At 45.3% G+C, this 24,716-nt stretch carries 17 protein-coding genes and 1 tRNA gene; 4 read left to right on the top strand and 14 right to left on the bottom strand.

The window, feature by feature from the left end; all coding sequences use genetic code 11:
* Window positions 1-4: 4 nt before the first annotated feature.
* From epsG to rpsU, 11 genes are all read right to left on the bottom strand, one after another.
* A complete protein-coding gene (gene epsG, locus C1H71_RS11290) occupies window positions 5-880 on the bottom strand; it encodes a chain length determinant protein tyrosine kinase EpsG (protein WP_262488277.1) in 876 nt (291 codons plus the stop codon).
* Window positions 877-2,253: a chain length determinant protein EpsF gene (epsF, locus tag C1H71_RS11285; RefSeq protein ID WP_130106632.1), complete on the bottom strand. Its 1,377-nt coding sequence runs from the start codon at window positions 2,251-2,253 to the stop codon at window positions 877-879. The genes epsG and epsF overlap by 4 nt, the downstream gene beginning before the upstream one ends.
* A 27-nt stretch (window positions 2,254-2,280) precedes the next feature.
* Window positions 2,281-3,066 (bottom strand): SLBB domain-containing protein, encoded by a 786-nt coding sequence (locus C1H71_RS11280; protein WP_130106631.1) that lies wholly within the window; start codon window positions 3,064-3,066, stop codon window positions 2,281-2,283.
* On the bottom strand, window positions 3,066-3,965 hold the full coding sequence (locus C1H71_RS11275; protein ID WP_130106630.1) for an EpsD family peptidyl-prolyl cis-trans isomerase: 900 nt from the start codon (window positions 3,963-3,965) through the stop codon (window positions 3,066-3,068). The genes C1H71_RS11280 and C1H71_RS11275 overlap by 1 nt, the downstream gene beginning before the upstream one ends.
* A 31-nt stretch (window positions 3,966-3,996) precedes the next feature.
* Window positions 3,997-5,481, bottom strand: a complete 1,485-nt coding sequence (locus tag C1H71_RS11270; RefSeq protein ID WP_262488276.1) for an undecaprenyl-phosphate glucose phosphotransferase — start codon at window positions 5,479-5,481, stop codon at window positions 3,997-3,999.
* Between the two features lie 72 nt (window positions 5,482-5,553).
* Window positions 5,554-6,726, bottom strand: a complete 1,173-nt coding sequence (locus C1H71_RS11265; protein WP_130106629.1) for a hypothetical protein — start codon at window positions 6,724-6,726, stop codon at window positions 5,554-5,556.
* 1,868 nt (window positions 6,727-8,594) lie between these two features.
* Window positions 8,595-8,671, bottom strand: a tRNA-Ile gene (locus tag C1H71_RS11260).
* Window positions 8,672-8,714: 43 nt separating this feature from the next.
* On the bottom strand, window positions 8,715-10,667 hold the full coding sequence (gene rpoD / locus C1H71_RS11255; RefSeq protein ID WP_130106628.1) for an RNA polymerase sigma factor RpoD: 1,953 nt from the start codon (window positions 10,665-10,667) through the stop codon (window positions 8,715-8,717).
* A 213-nt stretch (window positions 10,668-10,880) separates the two neighbouring features.
* Window positions 10,881-12,797: a DNA primase gene (gene dnaG / locus C1H71_RS11250; protein ID WP_188053214.1), complete on the bottom strand. Its 1,917-nt coding sequence runs from the start codon at window positions 12,795-12,797 to the stop codon at window positions 10,881-10,883.
* A 123-nt stretch (window positions 12,798-12,920) separates the two neighbouring features.
* Entirely contained in the window at window positions 12,921-13,361 is a 441-nt protein-coding gene (locus C1H71_RS11245) for a GatB/YqeY domain-containing protein (RefSeq protein ID WP_130106626.1), read from the bottom strand.
* A gap of 79 nt (window positions 13,362-13,440) precedes the next feature.
* The gene (gene rpsU, locus C1H71_RS11240) at window positions 13,441-13,653 is read right to left on the bottom strand and encodes a 30S ribosomal protein S21 (RefSeq protein WP_046350429.1); all 213 of its coding nucleotides are present in this window, start codon (window positions 13,651-13,653) and stop codon (window positions 13,441-13,443) included.
* Between the two features lie 224 nt (window positions 13,654-13,877).
* Between rpsU and tsaD the strand changes: the two genes are divergently transcribed.
* Entirely contained in the window at window positions 13,878-14,891 is a 1,014-nt protein-coding gene (gene tsaD / locus C1H71_RS11235; protein ID WP_130108209.1) for a tRNA (adenosine(37)-N6)-threonylcarbamoyltransferase complex transferase subunit TsaD, read from the top strand.
* Between the two features lie 159 nt (window positions 14,892-15,050).
* Here the strand turns inward: tsaD and C1H71_RS11230 are convergent, their stop codons facing one another.
* The gene (locus tag C1H71_RS11230; RefSeq protein ID WP_130106625.1) at window positions 15,051-15,701 is read right to left on the bottom strand and encodes a fumarylacetoacetate hydrolase family protein; all 651 of its coding nucleotides are present in this window, start codon (window positions 15,699-15,701) and stop codon (window positions 15,051-15,053) included.
* A 196-nt stretch (window positions 15,702-15,897) separates the two neighbouring features.
* Window positions 15,898-16,833, bottom strand: coding sequence for a CobD/CbiB family protein (locus C1H71_RS11225; protein ID WP_130106624.1), 936 nt, complete (start codon window positions 16,831-16,833; stop codon window positions 15,898-15,900).
* 316 nt (window positions 16,834-17,149) lie between these two features.
* On the opposite strand from C1H71_RS11225, the gene C1H71_RS11220 reads away from it, so the two are divergent.
* Complete coding sequence (locus C1H71_RS11220; protein WP_130106623.1) at window positions 17,150-17,743, top strand: superoxide dismutase; 594 nt, start codon at window positions 17,150-17,152, stop codon at window positions 17,741-17,743.
* A gap of 149 nt (window positions 17,744-17,892) precedes the next feature.
* Window positions 17,893-19,026 (top strand): hypothetical protein, encoded by a 1,134-nt coding sequence (locus tag C1H71_RS11215; RefSeq protein WP_130106622.1) that lies wholly within the window; start codon window positions 17,893-17,895, stop codon window positions 19,024-19,026.
* A gap of 88 nt (window positions 19,027-19,114) precedes the next feature.
* Here the strand turns inward: C1H71_RS11215 and C1H71_RS11210 are convergent, their stop codons facing one another.
* Window positions 19,115-21,598, bottom strand: coding sequence for a family 20 glycosylhydrolase (locus C1H71_RS11210; RefSeq protein WP_130106621.1), 2,484 nt, complete (start codon window positions 21,596-21,598; stop codon window positions 19,115-19,117).
* A 324-nt stretch (window positions 21,599-21,922) separates the two neighbouring features.
* Here C1H71_RS11210 and C1H71_RS11205 point away from each other — a divergent pair, with 324 nt between their 5' ends.
* Complete coding sequence (locus C1H71_RS11205; protein WP_130106620.1) at window positions 21,923-24,640, top strand: TonB-dependent receptor; 2,718 nt, start codon at window positions 21,923-21,925, stop codon at window positions 24,638-24,640.
* The last annotated feature ends 76 nt before the right edge of the window (window positions 24,641-24,716 follow it).

The raw sequence follows: 24,716 nt of genomic DNA, 5'->3' as shown, positions 1-24,716 counted from the left end.
TGGTTCACTCCTCAGCCGTAGCAAGCACGCAGCCTAGAATCTCTGCTCCAGTGGACTCCAGCTGCTCACGGGCTTGTGCTAGGCCTTTAACCGTTGTTTGGTTGCGATTTACAATCAAAACAACTCCTTTAGTTCTGGCGGCGATAAGCTGAGCATCCATGGCGCACATCAATGGGCTAGTGTGGTAAATGACCACATCAAACTGATTGGCAAGCTCGCCTACTAGCTGGCTAAATGAATCTCTTGAAAGCAGCTCTTGCGGGTTGGGTGCTTGTGTACCCGCAGAAAGCACGGATAGATCGCGTAAATCGCCAACTTTTTGTATCGCCTCAAGCCCTGCTCTATTAGCCAAAACATCGCTTAAACCAATACGATTTGTTTGCCCAAATAAGGCATGCTGATGTGGGGAGCGCAAATTAGCATCCACCAATAAGGTATGCTCACCTAGCTGTGAAAACACCACAGCCAAATTAGCTGCCAGCAAATCAGCAGTTAGACCTGCATCATAAGAAGCCAAGGCTATCGATTTATTGCCGCTTTCTACCCAGCGCAGCAAGAGCTGACTGCGCAAACTGCGTAGTGCTTCAACACTAGGATCAAAAGGTTGATACGCTGCCAAGATGCGCTGATCAATATCGCTTTGCCCTGCAATTAAATAGGGATAGGCAAACTGATGCGCCAGTACGGATTGAATATCTGCTTCAGTAATAAACCCCAGTTGAATCGCAGCCTGACCAAAACGCAAATTAGTTTCTTTTTGCATTAATAATACTTTTTCAGCCTGGTTTGCTGTTAACTTCCCAGAATCTAGTAATTGCTTGCCGATATTTCCCACAGATGCCGCGGCAGATAGCTCCTCTTTATTAACCATGGTATTCATGCTTTTACCTCCGCCAATCGGCGATACGATTTCTTTTTAGCCGCGGGTATAGGTAAATCAGCAAGCACAGCAATACCCAGAATGGATTCAATATCTTCTTTGCTGCGAATTTTACGATCAAATAACTCTGCAACCATTGAAACAATTACTGCTAATAAAGTGCCAACAAATATAGATAGCACTAGATTTAATAGCGTTTTAGGGCTGGAATGCTTTAGTGGTGGTATGGCAGATTTCAAAATAGTGATATTGCTAAGATCAGAGCGACTTTCTAGCATTGTCTGACTAAAACGCTGCAAGGCTTGATCATAACTACGCTGTGCATTATCTACATTACGCTGTAATACATCAATATTGGCACGGCCTGACTTCAGCTCTAAAACACGTTCTTTCTGTGTTTTCATTGCTTGATTTAATGCGGCCTGACGTGATTGTGAATTACCAGCAACCCCGCTTAAGCCCCCCGAGTATTGAGTCATCAAGTCATTTAATTGATTTTGTGTTGCAGTCACCTCAGCCAGTGCTTGGCGATAATGCGGATGATTTGGGCCATTTTTTTCTGCCAACTCTTTTAACTTTGCTTCCTGAGCCGATAATTGGCCTTTTAATTGCAGGATAAGTGGGTTATTTAAAACATCTGGCGCACTTTGGCCACCGCGTGCCCGGGCTTGAGCGTCAAAAGTTTGTGATTGAGCCCCTACCAATTGACTAGATATTTCATTTAAACGCTGCATTTCAATATCAAGGCGTTCATCAGTTGCAACGATGCCTTTTTCTTGCTGATATTCAGATAGTTTTTGTTGCGTTTTTTCCAGATTCGCTTGTAGCGTTTTCAATTGCTCTTGGAAAAAAATATTATTTTGCTGCGCCGATGCCACTTTAATATCAATTGTTGTACGAATATAGGCCTGAGTAAAGGCATTGGCTAAAGTGGCTGCAAACTGTGGATCAGTTGCTGTATAAGACAAATTAATCACATTACTTTCACGGCTAGGTTTTACTTCTAAACCTTTTAATAAAGATTCAGCAAACCAATTCCTAATGTCACCACGCCCCTTAGTGGCCTCAATAAATTGCGCCTGCGCTTCTGGCAGATTTATCAGCCCCAGCGTATCCACAACTTTTAATGCCCCATTCTGACTAGCAATCATTTCAACTTGCGTAGCCATAAAACTTGGGGCTAAAAATCCAGCTACCTGCTGCCCTGTAACTGGATCAGTCGCTTTGATATCAACGGCCAAAGCAGCATCAGACGTATATTGCTTTGGTAATATCAGGCTAATAATCAGGGTTACTAAAATAACAGTAGAAAAAACAGCAACTCCAATAAGCTTTCTAGCACGTAGGATATTTAAAAACTGTTCGAGTGTCATTATTAGATTTGCTCTATCACGATTAGATTAGAAAAGGCTTTCTTGCACAAAAATAGTATCGTTTTCTACGAGTAAATCACTCAATTCAGCCTCTACTTTCGTAACCGCACCAAACTGATCAATACGATGAATTTCTAACCTGCGCTGAGATGCACGTGGATTAAATCCCCCTGCAACCGCCAATGCCTGCATCACCGTCATTTTTGGCTCCATGCGAAACACACCAGGACGATTTACTTCACCATAAACATAAAACTGCTGAGCACGAGGCACGTAAACGACATCACCATTAATTATGGGCATATTGCGCTTTTCTTCATTCGATAATTTCATCGATTGATTTAAGCTATATTCAATACGCTCTACCCCACGCAACACGATAATTTTGTCACCCGCATTTGGGTTTAGCCCGCCAGCAATAGCGATCAAATCTACTAACCCCGTAGCACCTTCTAGCGCATATCGCCCTGATCGATTCACCTCACCAATCACAGCAATCCGCTGGCTACGGTACTGAGAGATTAAAACACTTACATTAGGGCTATTAATAAATTCCCCTTTTTTAAGCGAATCACCAATTAAAGCTTCTGCCTCGGTGTATTGCAATCCCAATAGCTTGATCTCGCCAAGTAAAGGGAATGCAACAGCCCCCTTATCATTTAACTGCAATTCTGTTGTTAAATCAGGGTGATCATAAACACTAATTTTAACTATATCGCCAGGCCCAAGGCGATATTCAGCATTAGGTGCAGCAATGGCAAAAGTATTGTAAAAAAATACAAAAACCAAGGCGATAACAAGCTTTGCTTTCATTATTTTAGCCCTTTCAATCCTGCTTTTAATCCATCATCCGTGCTCGACGTGCCGCTTGCTGCCTCTGGATTGGGATTGGGCTCAACAAATTTTTGGGTATATTCAATTTTTGCTGCATCACGCAATGCTTTGATCTTCACTTTGGCATCCACTTGGGCTTTATCATTTTGCAGATAACGCTTAATAAGTGGTGCGGCATTTTCTTTAGCAACAGGGGCTAAAATGCTTTCTTTTAATACCAACAACACCACTTTATCGCCCTCTGGCATTGTCATAATATCGCCAATTTTCATCACCGAAAATTTTGGCAATAAGGCTAATGGTAATTGCTCTGCGGTACGTTTAACTTCATTTTCACTAAATGCAATTTTTTCAGCATCTAAAGTGGCTTTTACCTGCTGTGCATTGCTTACTTTATCTAGCTGTTTAATTATCCCATCGGTATATGATTTTTTATCAATACTAAACACTAAAAAATCATAATTTTTTCGCTCGGCAAATAAAGCAGGATTTTCATTGTAAAATTTATCAATTTCTTCAGGCTTTAACTCTTCCGCTTTGCCTAATACTCGCTCTGCTGCGGCTTGCGATAAGATTTGACGCTTAGCCGCTTCAATCGCTTGTACTATATTAGGCTCTCTATCTAGCTTTAAATCCGTTGCTTTTTGCACCAACAGTTCTTGATCAATAAGTTGATCGAGCATTTGTTGCTTAATAGCGGGGCTAGCATTTTGTACTTGTCCAAGCAAACCATTTAATTGATGAACCGTAATTTCAGTTTTGTTGACCTTTACCAAAACTTGGCTAGGTGATTTCTTTTCATCTTTATCACCGCACGCAGATAGCAATATTACAGCAGCAATAGATAACACAATAGGTTTGATAGCTGTTTTTAGCATTTTAATTCCTTAATATTTTTTCAAGTTGAATTTAATACGCATTCCTGTCACGAAGCACTACAGCAACAGTTAAAACTATAATTTTCAAATCTAGCCACACCGACCAATTACGCAAGTAATCTAAATCGTATTTTATGCGGTTTTGCATTTTATCTAATGTATCTGTCTCGCCTCTAAAGCCATTTACCTGAGCCCATCCTGTAATGCCGGGTTTTACTTTATGCCTAATCATGTAGCCTTTGATTAATTTTCTATACTGCTCATTATGTGCATTGGCATGTGGCCTTGGCCCTACAATACTCATTTTTCCTTGCAGTACATTAATAAACTGCGGCAGCTCATCTAACGATGTTTTACGTAAAAAGCCACCCACTGCAGTTATCCTTTGATCATTCTTAGTTGCTTGGACAACTTTATCGCCGTCTTCCATTACCGTCATTGATCGAAATTTATAGACCAGCACGCTATCGCCATTTTCGCCATAGCGGCGTTGCTTAAAAAATACTGGCCCAGCAGATGTAGATTTAACCGCTATAGCAACGCAGAGTAAAATAGGCCAAATTATCATTAAAATAAGCACAGACAATACAATATCGCTAATTCTTTTAACTACGCCATTCAAACCCATAAAAGGACTTTCACAAATAGCCACAATCGGCATTCCAGCCACATTATCAAAGCGTGCATTAATTAAATCAAAAACAAATAAGTCAGGAATAAAATAAATTGATGCTGTGCTATCTTTCAGCTCGTCAATTAAATCTAAAACCCGCGGTTGAGAGCTCATAGGCAATGAAATAAATATTTTTTTTATACCATTTTTTTTAACAAATTGAGGTAAAATATCCAAGCCACCTATTAAATGTTCTGATGCACTTTTTGGCAGTCTACTGATGGCCCTATCATCAAAATATCCAATAAAATCCATTTTTAAAAAAGGTTCTTCATTGATGTTTTTAACTAATAACTGGCTTGGTTGATTAACCCCAACAACAATAACTTTACTATGTTCTGCATTTTCACCTGAATCAACCCGTAACACATAAACTCGGATCGCAACATGCACACCAATTAGCACAATTGGTGCCACAATAAACCATGTAATAACAAATGGTGGATGGTAATAATTTACAAATCCAGAGACTCGCCCTATTAATACTAAGCCTATCACAACACCTAACCATTCCACGATAAAACGCCCAAGCCCTTGCCATGATCTAGAATAACCAGGAATAAATAAAAACATCCCATCTAACAAAAGGGCGGTTAGTAAAAATGCAAGTGCGCCTAAAATAAACTCATACCCATCCATTGCAACATCAAAGGGTATAGATAATAAGTACAGTGTTACCACAACCAGCACTGGATCGATAAACAGCTTAAAAAAGCTAATAAAAGGCGCAGCATTAGAGAATTCGCGGAATCGATCTGCTAACAAACTTGGAGCAGACACAATACTCGATTCTAATTGGCTTTCATCTATATATTGGTCTATTTTTTGGGCTGTATCATTCACAGTAATATATACCTTCTGATAAGTTTATCATTGATTAATTAAAAATTAATGCACTTATCGTTTATTAAACACTTAATAAACCAGCGTGGCATTCATACCGATTTGGTAGTATTTATAATCAGCATTATTCAAGCTACTGTTCCGCTTTTCTGTTTGCAAATAGCTATTAATTGTTAGCTGTTGTAATGCTTTATAGCCAATGCTTAAGCGTGCGGTATTTGTTTCTTCTTCACTACTTGATTCACTTCCGGCAACTTGAACACTACGATTACGCTGGTTCAAATCAAGATTCCAATTTATTTTTTCTGACATAGTCCATCGAGCATTAAAATTCATATACTGATCTAAGTTTCGCCCTGCGCCGCTTGTAAACTCTGCAAATTTTTCACCGTAGCTGAATCTTAGCCGTGTTTTATCTGTGATCTGCCAAAGAAGCCCTAAATCACCTTGGGGAGTGTATTGTTTTTCATTATTAAAATCAGAAACCCAACGGCTTATTCCTAAAGAAATGTTTATATCTACTTTACTATCAGGCGCATAGGCAAGATCTAGTGAGGTAATTTGTTCGGTAAAGCCAGCCCTTAAAAATAAATCTTGATCATAGATATACTTTCGCCAACTATGCTTAGCTGAGATATAATTACCTTTGCTTGAACTGTACCTCAATCCTATGCTAGCCATTTCATTTTTTGTATCAATATAATTTTTTATATCATGTTGCTCAGTGCTAACTATTGCAGAACCAATAATGGCAATGCTGTTTTGTAATTGCAATGCCCCTTGCCAATTTATGCTATTTTGCTTTTGCATATCCAAAATACTATTGCTATTTAAGCCAAAAATATTATCCTCAAATGAAGCCATGCGTGTTGATGTGCTTGTCCTTAACTGCCCAGTTGCAATACTACCTACAACCCAATCCCAAATTAAATTTACACTCCATTCATTGCGATTTAAATCAGTAAAATTACTATAATTAATCTGATTTACATCCGCCGCTACATGAACAAATTGGCGAGATACAGCTAAATCTAAACTTGCACCTAAACGCGTTTCTAATTTTGAATCAGATTTTTTTTTATGTTTAGCTGTTTGTAAATTATCTTTATTTTCATCTAGCTTAAATGTATTGCTGTCGTATTGATATGCAACATCTGCTGTTAACTTAAAAATATCTTCAGGACCATAAGCAGCTTGCGCATAATCGACCAAGCACACTCCAATTAGGCAGGCACGAAACAACATCACTTGCATCCTTACTTTTTTAATCATCTTATAATTAATGAAGATACATCAGTAGTATTGCAAATGTCCTACCGTACAACACCCTTTATGACATTTTTGTTATTTATTTATTAGTGCAGTTTACCTGTCTTTTAAACTTACTGCATTATTTGCTACATATTACACATTGCTTATATAGCATAATGCAACACACACATGGATAAACTACCCATCACCCCTTACCTTTTAACAACTTACCAAATAACCAAGTTTAAACTTACATAAATGCGCTTATTTTGCGAAAAAAGAGTAATTATTCTCTTTATATCGTCTAAACTAGTCATACTTATTGAGCAATACTGCATATTCATAATGACGTTATCATTACTCAGTAAAATTTCCTTAATACCGCAGGTGTAATGATGTAGTAATTTTTCAAAGTAATCGCTGTATATTATTAAAATGGCATATTTTATAGGTAAAATACCTTGCTATAATCACCTCCTTATTTTTTGTATATATACAACATCTGCATTATTAGGCTGTAACCACAATAATAAAGGCCGCTTACCTAATGGTTTGCGGCCTTTTATTTTTTAGCTTCATTTATTTATATATAGATTGCCACTCAATTTGCATAAATATCGCAGCTTTAAAGCAGCTCCTTCAAGTAGCAGCGGGCTGAACAAGGCAAAAGATATGAGCTGGTACGAGTACCATGAGCATCTTATAACGCCGTGCAGACCCAAACATATAGCCAACCCTTAGCGTGTGAGGGGGTTTTCCTCGCTCAGCAATGGGGCTGGGCCGGAAAACGGCCATTCACTGCGTTATGCTTGGCCATTTTCAGGCTCAGCGCAATTGTGAATGAAACGTCAACAGACCTTAGAATAAGTACGAATGCACATTTAGTATCTGTGCTTTGGTGAGGGGCAATACTTCGATCATTTATTTGATCGGTAAGTAACGCTAGGAAAATGCCATTGAAGGGTGGCAGATCACTCATGCTAGATAACATTGTGCAAAACCCCCAGATCATCCCGCAGTTGGTAGCTGATGCTGGAAAACACAATACGCCTGCACACCATCAGATTGGCATTCTCAGTAATATCTAAGGCGATGCACGATAGTGACAACCCCACCCAAGATGAGCAATCTGTTGCATGCTCATAGCCCGTCTGGAGCCGGCCCCAAAGACAACGCATCAACCCGCCAATACTCTGTTTGAGGGCTGCGTTTTAACAGCCAACTCAAATGACTTAGCAAATACCTTTGGCGCTTCATTGTTCAAACACGAATGGCGGCAAATCCTGCTATAAAAAAATTTTATTAAATATAGTAGATGATCTAACCCTGCTCCTTTACTCGTGTTTTGTAGACCCTTGATGAATCAATTCATTCTTTAACGCCCCACCCCAAACAAAAGCAGTCCATTGGTGCATTGTCATAGCAGCCCCCTTCCCAAAGCTTGCCATTACCCCTCGCCATCAAAAGTCACGCACGCAATATTAACTACCTCGTCCTGAATACCTCACCAGCTCGCTCATCATTCGACTATCTATTGAGTAACCGACAATGTTACAGATAAGTACATTCTTGAATTAATTTTACTAGCAGCCTGTCGGTCTTAACGATCGTAGCGAGGGAAAGACCGGTTTGAGACAGATTTCGCGGGTTTTTGAGGCGATAGCTGGCTATTCAACGAGAAAATGCGTGAAATATGGCCAAATCCGGCTTTTCCGTAGTAGAGCAGTCTTAAGTCCGACAGGCTGCTAGTGACTTGTCTAGTAGAAGAAAAGGGGGGAAAGAACCTCCCTGAGATGGACACGGAAAAGTAGACAGGCAAAAAAAATACCCAGCCTAAGCTGGGCATTTCTTTAACAAAATTTTGGTGGGCCCGGTCGGACTTGAACCGACGACCAAAGGATTATGAGTCCTCTGCTCTAACCAACTGAGCTACAGGCCCGTCATTCTTTTATTTTCGAGTGGACTCGAAAAGAGGCGCTATTCTAACCTTCACTAGCCTGACTTTCAACAAAACTTTTCAGTCTTTCTGAACGAGTCGGGTGGCGAAGCTTACGCAGGGCCTTGGCTTCGATCTGACGGATACGCTCACGCGTTACATCAAACTGCTTACCCACTTCTTCCAGCGTATGATCGGTATTCATATCAATACCAAAACGCATACGCAGAACTTTTGCTTCGCGTGGTGTAAGTGTATCTAGCACTTCCTTAGTCGCTTCACGCAAGCCTGCGTAGATAGCGGCTTCGGCTGGAGCCAAATTGTTTGCGTCTTCAATAAAGTCGCCCAAATGGGAATCGTCGTCGTCACCAATCGGCGTTTCCATCGAGATCGGTTCTTTAGCGATCTTGAGGATTTTGCGGATTTTGTCTTCCGGCATTTCCATGCGATCAGCTAGCTCATCAGGAGTCGGCTCAATACCGGTTTCCTGCAAGATTTGCCGCTGAATGCGGTTCATCTTGTTGATTGTTTCGATCATGTGTACCGGAATACGGATAGTACGGGCCTGATCGGCAATCGAGCGTGTAATCGCTTGGCGAATCCACCATGTTGCGTAAGTCGAGAATTTGTAACCACGGCGATATTCAAACTTATCTACCGCTTTCATCAGGCCGATATTGCCTTCCTGAATCAGGTCTAGGAACTGTAAGCCACGATTGGTGTATTTCTTAGCAATCGAGATAACCAGTCGCAAGTTGGCTTCAATCATTTCGCGCTTAGCACGGCGAGCTTTAGCCTCACCCGTCGACATCTGACGGTTGATTTCTTTCAGGTCTTTAATCTGGATCATTGCGTTAACTTGCAGCTGAGCCAGAGTTTGTTGCTTTTCCATAATAGCGTGCTGATAGCGCGCCAAAATAGCCGAGTATTTGTGCCCGTAGTTGATCTCATCCACTACCCATGTCGTATCTGTTTCACGACCAGGGAAGGTTTTGATAAAGTGATCACGCGGCATTTTTACCCGAACGGTACAGATATCCATGATTTCACGTTCGCTGCTGCGGATTTCATCCACCATGCCGCGTAACTGATCGCAAAGCGATTCAACTTGGCGAGCGCCAAAGCGTGTAATCAGGAAAATCCCAGCAATCGCTTGCTGATGCTCCAGATAAGTTTTGCCGTGCGCGCCTTCTTTAGCCAGCGCTTTGATCATTTTATCGAAGTGCTCGCGCACGATGTCAAAATGCTCACGCACTTGAGTTTTTAATAGCTCAAGATTGGCTTTAGCTGCTGCGCTACCGTCGTCTTCCTCGCCTTCTTCTTCGATCTCTGCCGCTTCGTCAGCATCCTCTGCTTCCGCTTCAATCACTTCGATTGGCGGTGGGGTGTTTTCGTCTGCGTTAGGATCAATAAAGCCGTCGATCACATCATCAATGCGGATCTCATCAGCCAAGCCCTTTTCTACCAAGCCTAAAATATAGGCAACAGTAGTTGGGCAAGCCGAGATCGCTTGGATCATGTGCTTAAGACCGTCCTCAATCCGTTTGGCGATTTCAATTTCGCCTTCACGGGTTAAGAGCTCTACCGTCCCCATTTCACGCATATACATGCGCACAGGATCAGTAGTACGACCAAACTCTGCATCAACGGAAGATAGTGCTGCTTCTGCTTCTTCAGCAGCATCTTCATCCGGCACAGACGGCGCTGCATCGGACATGAGCATATCTTCAACGTCTGGTGCTTCGTCGTACACCTGGATGCCCATATTGCTGATCATGCTAATGATGCCTTCGATTTGTTCGGCATCCAGCATGTCATCTGGCAGGTGGTCGTTGATCTCGGCGTAGGTTAGATAGCCGCGCTCTTTACCGAGCACGATCAGCGTTTTAAACTTCGCTTTACGTTGCTCGGGGTCGGCCTTCTCCTCGGAGGGCCGATTGGCCTCACGCAAATCAGCTTGCGTTTGGTCGTCTTTGTCGATTTCTTGATCTGCCGCCATGACTCTCGAGTTCAGGTATGTTCGGGAAAACCGTAGATTGTATCACAAATTGATGACAACTCTTCGGCATAAGTGCACCCACCTTACTGCTACTGCAAAACGCTAAGCTGTTTGTACTGCGTATGGCTATCTGCCCAGAACCCTTATTACCCATGGTAATGCTAGGGTTCGCTTTGTATGCACAGCAAACAGTCGTACGTTTTCAATTGCCGTTTATCGGTGAGATACGAGTGCTGCAAACTCCAGTTTTTCTCCCTCTGTTAGTCCACCATTCGCTTGCTTATAGGTCAGAGCATAAAAACGCTCTTGCATCATCGGGCGAATCACACTGACTTCTACCGCTTTTAGCGTTGCGGCCAATTGCTCTTCAAGCTCGGCCTCGGAAGCCTTATCAAAGTACTCCCCGCCAGAAATACGCAAACGATGTAGTACATCGTAGTCAAACATTCCTTGCCATGACTCTACGAGTTGCAAACTACCCAGCAAAGGGTAATTACAAATTTTATTAAGCAACTCCTGTGCCAAACCAACGGCTTCAGTCTCTGGCCAAGCTTGCCATACTGGTTCGCTGCGTCGTGCTAAATCTGGGTGCGCCAACACCAGTTGAATCAATTGATGCACCGGCCCAGTCGGCGCGGCCCTAGGTGCTGGTCTTGGCATTTGGCTTGCTGGTATTTTTTCACCTGCCCGCCCTTTCCACTTACTTTTTGGCTGCCAATTGGCTTGCCAAGCTCGTTTTTCGGGCCGGACGACTTGCTGTTCCCACGGCTGACCGTAATGCGCTGGGGCCGATTCACTCTGAAAACCTTCAACGGGCAAATATTCCGGCACAGATCTTACAGGGCCGCCATCCAAAACGGTGCTTAATTCGCTCATTTCTAAGCGAGATAACTCGGCCAAGCGTTTACGAATCATCATTCCAAAGGCTGGCGCTTTGACCTGAGAGAGCATTGGAGCCGCTAAGGATATCAATTTAGCCCGCCCTTCTTCGCTTTCCAACTGAACTTGGCTAGATAATTCTTTCAGTAAAAACTGTGCTAGTGGCACAGAATCTTGCAATAAGGCAGCTTCAAAGCGCTGCTGGCCAAATTCTTGCACGTAAGAATCAGGGTCATGCTCAGCAGGCAAAAAGAGGAACGCTAATTTTTTACCGTCTACCAGTTGCTCTAAACTATTTTCTAGCGCCCGCCAAGCGGCTTTCTTACCTGCTTTATCACCATCAAAGCAAAAATAGACCTCATCGGCCAGCTTCAATAGCTTACGAATATGTTCTGGTGTGCATGCCGTGCCTAGAGAGGCCACCGCGTATTCCACGCCATGCTGATTAAGCATCACCACATCCATATAGCCTTCTACCACCAGCACACGACCACGATCACGGATCGCAGCTCTGGCCTGTGGCAAGCCATATAGTTCCTTACCCTTCTCAAATACGGGCGTTTCGGGCGAATTCAAGTACTTGGGTGCACCATTGCCCATAATCCGCCCACCAAAACCAATCACTTGGCTGCGCTGGTTTAAAATCGGGAACAGTACCCGTGAGCGGAATCGATCATAGCGACGCAGGGTATTTTCTTCTTCCGCCACCAAGCCCGCGTCTTTAATGACCGTGTTATGCTCATAATCAGCAAACACGGCTTTAAGCGATTGCCCGTTACTTGGCGCGAATCCCAGCCCAAAGCGGGCAGCGGTTCGCCCCTCTAGCCCACGGCTTTTCAAATACTCAATCGCCGCCGGTGCCGTTTTAAGCTGGGCGCGATAATAATTCATGGCGGTTTTAAGCACGTCATAAATACCAGGCGCGGCCTTGGCTTTTTCACTGATGGGTGCGTCGCTCACCGGCACTTGCATGCCTACTGATTCAGCCAACATCCGCACTGCATCTGGAAAACTCATGCCCTGATGCTCCATCACAAAGCCCACCGCCGAACCGTGCGCACCACAACCAAAGCAATGATAAAACTGCTTGGTTTGGCTCACCGTAAACGAGGGTGATTTTTCTTTATGAAAAGGGCAGCAAGCGCTGTAATTCTGGCCGGTTTTTTTCAGCGGCAAATAGCGCTCAACCACGTCCACAATATCGACGCGATTAAGTAAATCTTGGATAAAATCGTCTGGTATTTTTGCCATCTTGTTGTTTTTCCAACCCTGATGGACCATTTAGAAACAAAAAACCAACTAAAAATCTACATCTAAGTCTAAAAATTAAATGCAGATTTTCTAGCTCTGATTCACAAATCAGAGCCCATTAAATTAAGCCATTGCCACTTTTACGAGCTTAGATACTTCAGACATATCTGCTCGCCCTGCCAGAGCAGCTTTCAGCTCCGCCATAATTTTACCCATTGCTGCTGGGGTTTTACCATGGCTGGCTACGGCGCTGGCCACGGCGGTGGAGATTTCTTCCGCAGAGCATTGCTGTGGCATATATTCAATCAATACCACCACTTCTTGCTTTTCTTTATCTGCCAAATCTTGGCGATTTGCCGCTTCAAACTGCCCAATACTGTCTTTACGCTGCTTGAGCATTTTCTCAATCACAGCGGTCACTGCGGCATCATCCAGCTCAATACGCTCATCCACTTCACGCTGTTTAATGGCGGCCAGTAACAAACGAATTGTACCAAGGCGGTCAGCTTCTTTTGCTTTCATCGCGGTTTTCATATCGTTCTGGATTTGCAGTCTTAGGCTCATAGATTTCACTCCGTGATTGAAAGAGAAATGCTAAAAGGCCGCTCTAGGCGACCTTTCGGCATGCGCTGCTATAAAACTCTTAGTAGAGCTTTGGTGGCAGTGTTTGGCTACGCAGACGCTTGTGCTGACGCTTTACAGCAGCAGCTTGCTTGCGTTTACGTTCAGCCGTTGGCTTTTCGTAGAATTCGCGCGAGCGAAGGTCTGTCAACAAACCAGTTTTTTCAACAGCACGCTTGAAGCGACGCATCGCAACTTCAAACGGTTCATTTTCTTTTACGCGTACGTTAGGCATCGAGCAATCCTGTTTTACGATGATCTCAAAAAAAGACCAGAATCGTTTACATCAATCAAGGCGTAGCATTATCCATAAACTAGAGACACATGTCAAAGCCCAATCCGCAACAGCTCACCATAAACATGCGGTGAGGCGCGATGACTGCGTTTAAAAATGGCACTTTATATAATTACATCAGGCCGTTAAGATGGCGGATTACATCCCTTTTTGAGTACGCTGGCATGCTGGTATTAGGCATTGAATCTTCCTGTGATGAGACTGGCATTGCGCTCTATGACACCGAGGCAGGACTGCTGGCGCATCAAATCCATTCACAAATTGCCATGCACACCGAATACGGCGGCGTGGTACCGGAGCTGGCCTCACGCGATCATATTCGCCGCGCCCTGCCGCTCACCTCGGCTTGTTTGGCTGAATCAGGCAAAACGCTGGCCGATATCGATGCCATTGCCTATACCGCGGGGCCAGGACTGTCCGGTGCGCTACTGGTCGGCGCTTCGGTGGCCAATGCACTGGCTTTCTCGCTAGGCAAGCCTGTAGTCGCCGTACACCACCTAGAAGGGCATTTGCTTTCACCGCTCCTTGCCAAGCCCGCGCCTGAGTTTCCATTTGTAGCGCTATTAGTGTCTGGTGGGCACACCCAGCTCATGGCCGTGCGTGGAATTGGTCAGTACGAAATTTTAGGTGAAACCGTTGATGATGCCGCCGGTGAGGCTTTTGATAAGTCGGCTAAATTATTAGGCCTTGGCTATCCTGGCGGACCAGCGCTATCTAAATTGGCCGAACAAGGCGATGCAAAACGCTTCACCCTGCCCCGCCCAATGCTGCATTCAGGCAATCTAGATTTTAGCTTCAGCGGGCTAAAAACCGCCGTACTGCAACTGGCAAATAAACAGGACGAGCTGGATCAACAAACTCAAGCCGATATTTGCGCAGCGTTTCAAGAAGCGGTGGTAGAGGTTCTCAGCAAGAAATGCTTAGCCGCACTAAAGAAAACAGGGATGAATCGCTTAGTAATTGCAGGAGGGGTTGGGGCCAATAAGCAACTTCGTGCGGGACTAGACGCAGCCGCTAAAAAACGCCGCTTTGAGGTGTTTTATCCGCCGCTAGAATTATGCACCGACAACGGCGCAATGATCGCCTTTGCGGGTGCACAACGTTTGAAGTTTGCAACGACGGCAGGAAGTTATGCAGTGAAGCCACGCTGGGATTTATCCAGCCTCGCAGCGGTTTAAAACACAGCAATACCAAACACTAACCTTGCAGCACGAAGTTTAGCAAAAACACGGAGAGCACAGAGAAAACCCTTAAGATTTAAGGATGTTTTTTCTACTATGTGCCTCCGTGCTCCCCTAAACTCCGTGGTACTAAATCTAGGTTTACCCCTCCCCCAATCAAGCCACCACAAATGTCTCGTCGATTAGCTCGCCCAATCTGAGCCTTAATCGATCACCCGATTGGATCTGACCTACGCCCTCTGGCGTGCCGGTGTAAATTAAATCGCCAACTTGCAAAGTAAACCGGCTAGAAATCCAAGCAATCAAAGTAGCAACATCAAACGCCATAAGCTTTGTGTCCGCCTCTTGCTTAACTTCATCATTAATTTCAAAAGAAAACGTCACCGCAGCAGGATTGCTGATTGCGCTGGCGGGTACAAATTTAGTCAGTACCGCCGCGCCATCAAAGCCTTTAGATAAAGTCCACGGCATACCGTTTAGTTTGGCCTTTGCTTGCACATCACGGGCGGTTAAATCCAATCCTAACGCGTAGCCAGCAATATGCTGCAGAGCGTCCTCAGTAGCAATATTCTTGCCCCCACGGCCAATTGCTACCACCAGCTCGGCCTCGTGATGCACCTCTTTAGACCAACTAGGGAGTTGTAGCGCTTCACCGGATTGCCGCACAGCAGAATTAGGCTTAATAAACACCACCGGCTCCGCACCAATACTCGCCCCCATTTCCGCAGCATGCGCAACATAATTACGGGCAACGCAAAAAATATTGTTCACATTTATGACCGATTGATCAATCTGAATGCTGGGCATTTAAGACTCCTATGAATAAACTCACGCTAGCAGCCTGTCGGACTTAAGCGATCGTAGCGAGGGAAAGACCGGTTTGAGACAGATTTCGCGGGTTTTTGAGGCGAATAGCTGGCTATTCAACGAGAAAATGCGTGAAATCTGGCCAAATCCGGCTTTTTCGTAGTAGATCAGTCTTAAGTCCGACAGGCTGCTAGGCTTACAAAATAGCAACGGCTCCTAGCCAAGACCCTAGGCTAAATAGCAGTACGATGGCAATCCACAAAATAGCCGTGCGCCAGATCAGGCCCACAGCGCTAGCCAAGTAATCTGGGCTTGCTGCATCGCCAACGCCTAGCTCTGGGCGAAATTTAACGGTGTGATCTTGATGCAAGGTATCGCCTAAGCGCACGCCAATCGCACCCGCTCCGCTCGATAATAAAATGCCGTCAATATAATCCGCCCAAGATTGAGCTTGGGTGCGCCAACAATAAACGGCATCTTCAAAATTACCCATAATGGCAAAGCTGGCGGCGGTTAAACGCACCGGCAAGTAATCGAGCATCTCAAGCGCAGTCACAGCAAATTGCCCAAATGGGCCTGAGCTACGGCCCCACTTTTGTGCCAATAAACTAGCCGCGCGGTAAAGTAACGCACCCGCCGGCCCCACAAACCAAGCCAGCACCACAAACCAAAACAGCGTACCAAACACATAGCGGTAAGAATCAGCCAAACCTTGCTCGATGGCCACTTTAGACACTTCATCAGCGCTCATTTCTGCGGCATGCTGGCCATTCCAATCTGAAAGCAAGGCACGTGCAGTGTCTAAATCATCCGCCTGCAAGGCCTTAGAAATGCCAGAAAACGCATGGCTAAACTGACGGAACCCCATGGTCAGATAAAGTATCGCCACATTCCAAAACAGAGCAAAGCCCACATTTACGCGGCACAAAAGGGCATACACCACAAACGAGATAATCAGCAAAGGCAACACCAATACCAGCCATGCGCCTACACCATTTCGATATTCACCCGCATTAAGGCCACGCTCCAATTGATTAGCGAGGCGTACAAAAGCCAAAGTGAATAGATTACGATTAGATAAGGGCCGGAACTGCTCCAGCGCCAGAGCGATAATAAGAGCAAGAATAGTCATTTTTAAATTCCTGAAGCCGGTCTTGCCGACAACTTTTGCAGACGGCGAAAGATACCACAGGCAACCGCCAGCCCCAAAACCGAGTGTTACCACCGCATAAATTAGTTTGCACGAAAAACAGCGGCAAACGTCATGTAAACATATGCGGTGTAGCAATCATTTAATACAGATTAACGACTTAATTTGCCAGAAAGCTGGCAAATTATAGCCAAGATAAAAATTAAGCTATCGCGTAGAACTTGAAATTAGCAGGGATAGTCCCGATATTTAATTAAAGCTGTTTCGCGCCTAAAAACATACCCAATCGGAGATCACGATGGAACACAAACTGCCTGAATTGCCTTACGCACAAGATGCTCTTGCTCCATTTATGTCAGCAGAAACGCTGTCTTATCACTATGGCAAACATCATCAGACTTACATCACCAACTTAAACAATTTAATCAAAGGCACTGAGAACGAATCATTGTCGCTTGAAGAAATCGTTAAAAAAGCCCCTGCTGGTGGTTTATTCAACAATGCAGCGCAAGTTTGGAACCACACCTTCTTCTGGCTAGGTTTCAAGCCAAATGCAGAAGCTGCAGACCGCGCTCCTGCTGGTGATTTAGCTGCGGCTATTGATAGCGTATGGGGCTCATTTGCTAAGTTTCAAGAAGCTTTCAATGCTTCTGCTGCTGGCAACTTTGGCTCTGGCTGGACATGGCTGGTTAAGAAAGCCGATGGCACCCTCGCTATCGTAAACACCTCTGCAGCAGCTACTCCGCTAACAAGCGCTGACACTGCGCTGTTGACCTGTGATGTGTGGGAACACGCTTACTACATTGATTACCGCAATAGCCGCCCTAACTACCTAACAGGTTTCTGGAAGCTCGTTGACTGGAATGTAGTGGCTGCACGCTTAGCTGCTTAATTGCATTAAAAGGGCACGGCATGCCGTGCACGATAACGTCTGGCGCTTACATACAACAGTATGTGAGCCTAGGCGTTTTTTTATATCGATCAAATGAGCGATAAGCTTATGCTTTCGCACTCAATGCTTATCATCGCGGACAAACTTAAATGAGATTAAAAGCGGCCTGCCTCTGCCTTAGCCTGATTGTTAGCACCCATAGCCTTGCGGCCAGTGTGGAAGAAAAACGCTTAGATGCAGCAAAAACGGTTATGCCACACTTGCTCGCCCCTTTTGAGACTCAAATCAGTAAGCTGAGCAGTAGCTTAGCCACAGCAAAAAATAGCCAAGAAGTAGACACGTTATTAATCAGTGCTGGGCAGGTGCTTTGGAACAATGCTCGCCAACAAGCGCGACAAACCACGGACGATAGGCCGCTTTACTGGGCACGTCTTGCCATGACCCAGCAAATCCGTGATGGCAAGGTGAGCTTTGATGCCAATGCGGCGCAGCGAAATAGCTGGTTAGTCCTGTTTGAGCAAAGCAGCCGCGGCATTCAAGATATTCGCTACACCCAAGGGGTGAAGCGCATCTTGCTAACGGGCTTTGATCCTTTCTTGCTCGATAGAAACATCAATCAAAGCAATCCATCGGGCCTAGCCGCGCTGCTACTGGATGGAAAATTTATTGAAGTGAATGGCCAGCAGGCGCAAATTGAAACCGTAATTGCGCCGGTACGCTTTGCTGATTTTGATGCCGGTTTTGTAGAAGACCTGCTCACGCCCTATTTTAAATTGCCCGTAGATTTAATCGTGACCGTCAGCATGGGGCGCAAAGATTTTGATTTAGAGCGCTATCCGGGCCTGCGCCGCTCGGCAGATTTTCCTGATAATTTAAATATTAAAACCGGCGGCACGCTAAAAACCCCAGTGTTACCGCTACTGAAAGGCTCAGCGCTGGCCGGTGCAGAGTTTGTAGAATTTGGCCTGCCTGCCAAAGCGATGTTGGCCGTGCAACAACCATTTAGTGTTCACGATAACTGCACCATCAGCAGCCTACGGCAAAAAGATTTTTGCCCCAAAAATCTAGCCGAATTGGCAAAAGAAGTATCGGTAGAAGGCTCTGGCGGCGGCTATTTATCTAATGAGATTTCCTATCGCAGCCTGCGTTTACGCGATCAGCTAGGGGCAAAAATCCCAGTCGGCCATATTCATACCCCTGCCATTAAACAATATAACGCCGATAAAGAAGCGGCCATTGTTCAGCAAATAGAAGAGCTACTAAAGGCTGCGCTGGCGAAATAGGCGGGTGTAAGGGCGGGTTTAAAACCCGCCCATTACGCTTTCTAGCCGCCCACCTGACGGCCTAAGAACGGGTAAAATCTTACCCACCCTACATTACAACGGTTCTGCTTTTACGCCCACTGCGGCTAAATGCGGCGGCTTTGACTTCCCCACTGGCAGCAAAGGGCGCGGTGTATAGCATAGATGCTGCTGTTGGCTCGCTGCCATCCAAGGTATAACGCAGAGCCAAGCCTGGCGCGGACACATTCAAAGCAACTAAGCCATCTGTGCATTGCACGCCCGGCAGCGGGATGCGGTAGCCATAACCGCCTAAAAAGCCATCCAGGCGGGGCAATTCACGTTGGCCTAAGCGATTGGCAAACTGGTTCCAATCGGCATTCATTTTGGCATCGCGCTCAGCTTTATTTGCAAGCGCAGTCCAAGCTGGATCTGCTGCCCACGCACGCTCTGCCAAAGCAATCACCCGTGGCATCGCCAAATATTCAACCCGCGCTTGATTACGCGTATTTTCACCCCAGAGCTGGCCCTGAATCCCCAAGACATTTTGCTTACCTGTTGGCGTTAAGCGCTGCATTTGCGCCACTTTTTTCGCATCTAATGGCTTACCAAATAAATCAACCGTAGCGGTAGTGTAAATATCCAGCGGGCAGAATTCATAAGCACCACGCGTTTCAATAAAGCCGCCCCAGTAATAACCTGGCTCTTGCGGATCTTTTGCGTAGGACAAATCGAAATACAGATTAGTCACATTCGACAGCACCACTTGATAGCCTGCATTGGCGAGCTGATAGGCAAAATCCTCCTGCCCCCAGCCCCAGACATTATTCCAAACATAGGGCTGGAATTTGGCGTCTACAAATTCTGGATTCGGGCCATGCTTGCCATCTTGCTTAGATAAGGCTATTTCCTCCCAGCCTCCAAAGATCAGATTGTGCTGTTGCAACAGGGTGCGATAACGGGCAAGGAAGTAATTTTGTAAGGCCTGAATCGAAGCAATGCCCTGCTCTTGCATAAATGCCTGACATACAGGCGAGCCTTCCCATGCGCCGTGCGGCACTTCATCGCCACCAGTATGCATGGTGGTGAGCGGTGCGCCTGCCTCGGCAAACATCGCCTTCATATCCACCAACACCGTTTCAATAAAGCGGTAGCAAGACTCTTGGCCGATGCAGATCACATTGTCTTGCCACAGCTGCACCGATTCGTACTTGGATTGATCGTTGAAATCGCTAAGCAGATATTCTTCTGCCCCCGCCAAATCACCAGCCGCTTTTAAACGCTCATAACGCAGCTCCATCGCCTTAATCGCAGCACGGGCATGGCCTGGCACGTCTATTTCTGGGATCACTTCAATATGGCGAGCGGTAGCAAATTGCAAGATTTCGATAAACTCGGCACGGGTATAAAAGCCGGTTCCCGCAGAGCCAGCCACTTTGGCACCAGAGCCAAAGCTAGGCAATAAGCTGGTTTTTTCGTCCACGCTAAACCCGCGCAATGAGCCAAGCTCGGTGAGCTCCGGCAAAGATGGAATCTCTAAGCGCCAACCTTCATCATCAGTCAGGTGAAAGTGAAATTTATTTAACTTATATAAGGCCATGCAATCTAGTAAGCGCAGCACGGTTTCTTTGCTAGAAAAATGACGTCCCACATCCAAGTGCATGCCGCGATAAGCAAAACGTGGCGCATCCAGTACTCGGCCCAGTGGCACAACCAGCTCAGCCTGTGGATTCTGATAGCTATTCACCGGCAATAACTGACGCAGCGATTGAATCCCATTCATCACCCCTGCTGGGCTAGCGCCGGTAATCACAATGCCGGCCGCACTAATTTCTAATAGATATGCCTCTAGCGGCGCGCCACTTTCTGCCACGCTAATCGCGCCAATTTCTAGGGTAATTCCCGCGCCGGAGCGAGCTCTTTGCAGCTCTACCCCACTCACATCCCGTAGCACAGCACGCAAAAACGCCGCCTCTTTAGCCAGTGGCTCGCTGTGCACAATCAAAGTGTGCGCATTAATCAGGAATTCACCTGCAGTCCAGCTGGCTTCTAATGGGGTTGGCGTAATTTTGCCAACGGCATGACTCGCCAGCAGAGTGAGTGCTTTATTTTCTTCAAAGCGTATTGCTGCAGTCATAGTCGGGACTTGATCGCCTAAAGTGCGATTGCATTGCTCTGGCCGGCTAAATGGCACGATCTCAGGATCACCAATCGCTTCGGCTATTTCGTTTTGATAAACAATATAAAAGCCCAGCGGAGCGTCCGTTTCATTAATCACCCATAGCAAACCCTGATAGCGAATCACCACCGATTCGCCCGCCGCTAAGCCTGCAAATTCTCTAGAAGGGATAAAACGGGAAAGATCGCCATTAACATGCTCAACCCGAAAGCCACCTTGCACGCTTTCTGGCTTGATCTTGCGACAGCTATTAAAACACAGCGCCCAATCTTGCCCAGTTAACGCCACATCAGAAAGATTTGTAATAGTGAGCTCGGCTAAAAAATGGTCTCCCTCGTCATGATTAGTCAGGCATTCCCACTTTAGCTGCAATTGTGCACCCGCTGGCTGCGTCATTTTATCTCCCGTCTCTTTGGTTTTTTTAAAAACATCGCACTCAATAGCGCACAAAGAGTTTAGAAGCATTCACTCCATGAAAACAGCAAGGACTTTGCTTGTATTGCGGAATTACTAAGGGCAGACAAAAAGCACAAGCAACCCAAACACCTGCATTAGCAGGCGCTTCACGCCACTTCATTGCTCTTACTGTCATAAAGGCGCAACAAATAACAAGCGCTTACGTTTAAAACGGGAATATTTACCGGGTAATTGTTACGATCGGATTAATCGCTTACTTACAAGCGTCTCCAAAAAAAGCAAAGTCGTTACCTAGGATAAGAGATGAAATTCCCAATCAAAGCCTTAGCGCTCGCGCTAGCTAGCATCAGCTACGTCTCTTTTGCAGTCGCCGAAGACTCGCCAAATAAAGTACAACGCGTTGAAGTAACGGGTTCAAGTATTAAGCGCATCGTAAAAGAAGGCGCTTTGCCGGTTCAGCAAATTACTAAAGAAGAGATCGTTCGCTCAGGTGCCACCAACGTAGCTGAATTGCTACAGAATATTCCTGCGATGCAAGGCTTCTCTGTGGCGGCAACGGCTGCGGGAACGAACTCTGGCGGGAATGTGAATGCTTCGCTGCATGATATTGGTAGAGCTTACACGCTGGTGTTATTAAATGGCCGCCGTATCGCACCACAAGGCGATGGTAGCGCAGTGAATCTGAATGCCATTCCGATGAGCGCCATTGAACGAATCGAAGTGCTGACCGATGGCGCTTCAGCCATTTACGGCTCTGATGCTATTGCTGGTGTAATTAACTTTATTACCAAGAAAAATCTGCAAGGTGGTCAAGTAGACGCCAGCTATAACGCACCACAGCAATCGGGCGGCGGCTCATCCTGGAATACCTCCTTTAGCTATGGCTTTGGTGATTTGGATGAAGATCGCTTTAACGTTTTGCTATCCTATCGTCACGACGAGCAAACCGCACTAAAAGCCAAAGATCGCGACTTTGCTAAAACATCATATTTACCGTTAAATTTTAACGGCAATAACTATGTTTTTGATAGAACCAGCCCATCATCGATTCCAGCCAATGCCACGGTTCAATTTAATGATTCTAAAAAGAACCCTAATAAAACATTTAATCCTGGATTTCTCAAAACTGGTAGCTGCGGCGAGTTAAATTTTAAGAGCTTAAGCACTGAAGATGCATGTGGTTTTGACTTAGTTAATACTATTGAAATCTACCCAGAATCAAAACGTGACACTTTGTTTTCCAATGTAAAATTCAAGGTCAATGATAACCTTACATTCTTCGGGGACATGGCTCTTTCACGCTATGACTTAACGGCACGTATTGCGCCCAATCCCGTGTCACTGACCATTGATAAAAATTCTGCTTACTATAAAAATTCAATTGAGCCATTCCTATCTTCAGCTCAAAAAGCTGATGTTAAAAAAATATCCGCCACCTATCGAGCTTACGATTGGGGCACACGTGATAGCCAAACGCTGACTGATTCCAATCACTTTGTAGCCGGTGCCGAAGGTGAATTATTAGGTTGGAGCTGGAATACGGCTTTGACTTGGTCCAAGAATGCACTGGAAGAGCGTTATGTCGGCGGTTACATGAAAGACGCCGAATTTCGCGACATGCTAAAAAATGGCTCATTTGACCCATTTGCACCGATTGGTAGCCAATCAACAGCCACCAAACAACTCATCAAAGACTCCATCTTTAATGGTGCGGTCCGTACTGCGTCAACCACGCTGAAAGGTGTTGATGCCAAAACCTCAGGTGAAGTATTTACCCTGCCGGGCGGTGCTGCCAACTTAGGTCTGGGTGTGGATTACCGTGATTACAGCTATGAGCAATCGCCATCAGCAAACGGTAAAATTTATGGCTTTAATGATATTCCAGCCTACGATCTGCATCGCGCGACTTACGGCCTGTTTGCCGAGCTATTACTACCAGTAATTCAATACCTAGAAGTGAGTGCGGCCGTACGTTATGACAATATTAATAAAATTGATAACGGCATAAGCAAAACCACCATGGGTGAAGACATGGCAGCCAGCACTTATAAACTATCTGCTCGCTACCAACCTACTAAGTCTTTCCTGATTCGCGGCTCGATTGGCACAGGCTTTAAAGCGCCAGATATGCTGGATATTGGCCAACCGCTAGTATCTCATGGCGTAACGACCTCCAGAGCATGCCCATTCCCAGATACTGCATACTGCAAACCGGCGAAACTTGCCCAATACGATATGCTTTCTGGTGGCAATGAAAAACTCAAGCCTGAAGAATCAGAGCAATACACCATTGGCTTCCGCTTCGAACCAATATCTAACTTCTCATTTGGCGCTGACTTATGGGATGTAAAAATCACTAACCAAGTCTCTGCGGTAAGCCAAGATCTTGCTTGGAAGGACCCAGCTAAATACGCCAGCTTATTTACCCCGAGCGCAGAAGCCAGCACAGGTGATATGTACTGGGCCTTTAAGAGCATGTCCATGAATATCGGTCAGTCCCACACCCAAGGGATAGACTGGGATTTTAACGGCAATTACAAGCTTGACTTTGGAACGCTAAGTGGCTCGCTGGCAGGTACATATCTGATTGACTCCTCCTACACTCGTGCAGGTACGGATAATGATTGGACAGATAGCCTAGGCCACACCGGTGAAAACAATGCCGTGTCCTTCCGTAATATCATGAAACTCAACGTAGCCTTAAAAACAGGTGCATTTAATAATGCAATCACGGTCAACTACCGTTCAGGCTACGGCGATACTGAAGCAGAGGTACGTAATCTTGCTACAGGTCAAAATGAAATGATTACCTTAGAAGTTCCTTCCTACACCACGATGGATTGGCAAGGTACTTACACTGTAAACAAAGCATTTGAAATCCGTGCTGGCGTGAAAAACATCTTTGATACCGAGCCACCAATGAGCTTGCGCACGGGCAACGGGCATCAAAATGGTTATGACCCACGCTATACAGACCCAATGATGCGTTCTTTCTACATAAGTGGTAGCTATAAGTTCTAAAACTACAGCAAGTGCTTACCCATACACAAAACCCAGCCGCAATGCTGGGTTTTGTTATATTTCAAACAAAGCCATT

The organism is Iodobacter fluviatilis (assembly GCF_004194535.1).
In the GTDB taxonomy this organism is placed as follows: domain Bacteria; phylum Pseudomonadota; class Gammaproteobacteria; order Burkholderiales; family Chitinibacteraceae; genus Iodobacter; species Iodobacter fluviatilis_A.
This window is presented reverse-complemented; position numbering and strand designations above follow the sequence as displayed.

Bases quoted from the DNA above. Each gene is read 5' to 3' on its own strand.
- rpoD (WP_130106628.1), bottom strand. From the start codon at position 10,667: ATGGCGGCAGATCAAGAAATCGACAAAGACGACCAAACGCAAGCTGAT.
- C1H71_RS11210 (WP_130106621.1), bottom strand. From the start codon at position 21,598: ATGACGCAGCCAGCGGGTGCACAATTGCAGCTAAAGTGGGAATGCCTG.
- C1H71_RS11215 (WP_130106622.1), top strand. From the start codon at position 17,893: ATGAGATTAAAAGCGGCCTGCCTCTGCCTTAGCCTGATTGTTAGCACC.
- epsF (WP_130106632.1), bottom strand. From the start codon at position 2,253: ATGACACTCGAACAGTTTTTAAATATCCTACGTGCTAGAAAGCTTATT.
- tsaD (WP_130108209.1), top strand. From the start codon at position 13,878: ATGCTGGTATTAGGCATTGAATCTTCCTGTGATGAGACTGGCATTGCG.
- C1H71_RS11265 (WP_130106629.1), bottom strand. From the start codon at position 6,726: ATGTTGTTTCGTGCCTGCCTAATTGGAGTGTGCTTGGTCGATTATGCG.
- epsG (WP_262488277.1), bottom strand. From the start codon at position 880: ATGAATACCATGGTTAATAAAGAGGAGCTATCTGCCGCGGCATCTGTG.
- C1H71_RS11275 (WP_130106630.1), bottom strand. From the start codon at position 3,965: ATGCTAAAAACAGCTATCAAACCTATTGTGTTATCTATTGCTGCTGTA.
- rpsU (WP_046350429.1), bottom strand. From the start codon at position 13,653: ATGCCTAACGTACGCGTAAAAGAAAATGAACCGTTTGAAGTTGCGATG.
- C1H71_RS11220 (WP_130106623.1), top strand. From the start codon at position 17,150: ATGGAACACAAACTGCCTGAATTGCCTTACGCACAAGATGCTCTTGCT.
- dnaG (WP_188053214.1), bottom strand. From the start codon at position 12,797: ATGGCAAAAATACCAGACGATTTTATCCAAGATTTACTTAATCGCGTC.
- C1H71_RS11230 (WP_130106625.1), bottom strand. From the start codon at position 15,701: ATGCCCAGCATTCAGATTGATCAATCGGTCATAAATGTGAACAATATT.
- C1H71_RS11245 (WP_130106626.1), bottom strand. From the start codon at position 13,361: ATGAGCCTAAGACTGCAAATCCAGAACGATATGAAAACCGCGATGAAA.
- C1H71_RS11280 (WP_130106631.1), bottom strand. From the start codon at position 3,066: ATGAAAGCAAAGCTTGTTATCGCCTTGGTTTTTGTATTTTTTTACAAT.
- C1H71_RS11205 (WP_130106620.1), top strand. From the start codon at position 21,923: ATGAAATTCCCAATCAAAGCCTTAGCGCTCGCGCTAGCTAGCATCAGC.
- C1H71_RS11225 (WP_130106624.1), bottom strand. From the start codon at position 16,833: ATGACTATTCTTGCTCTTATTATCGCTCTGGCGCTGGAGCAGTTCCGG.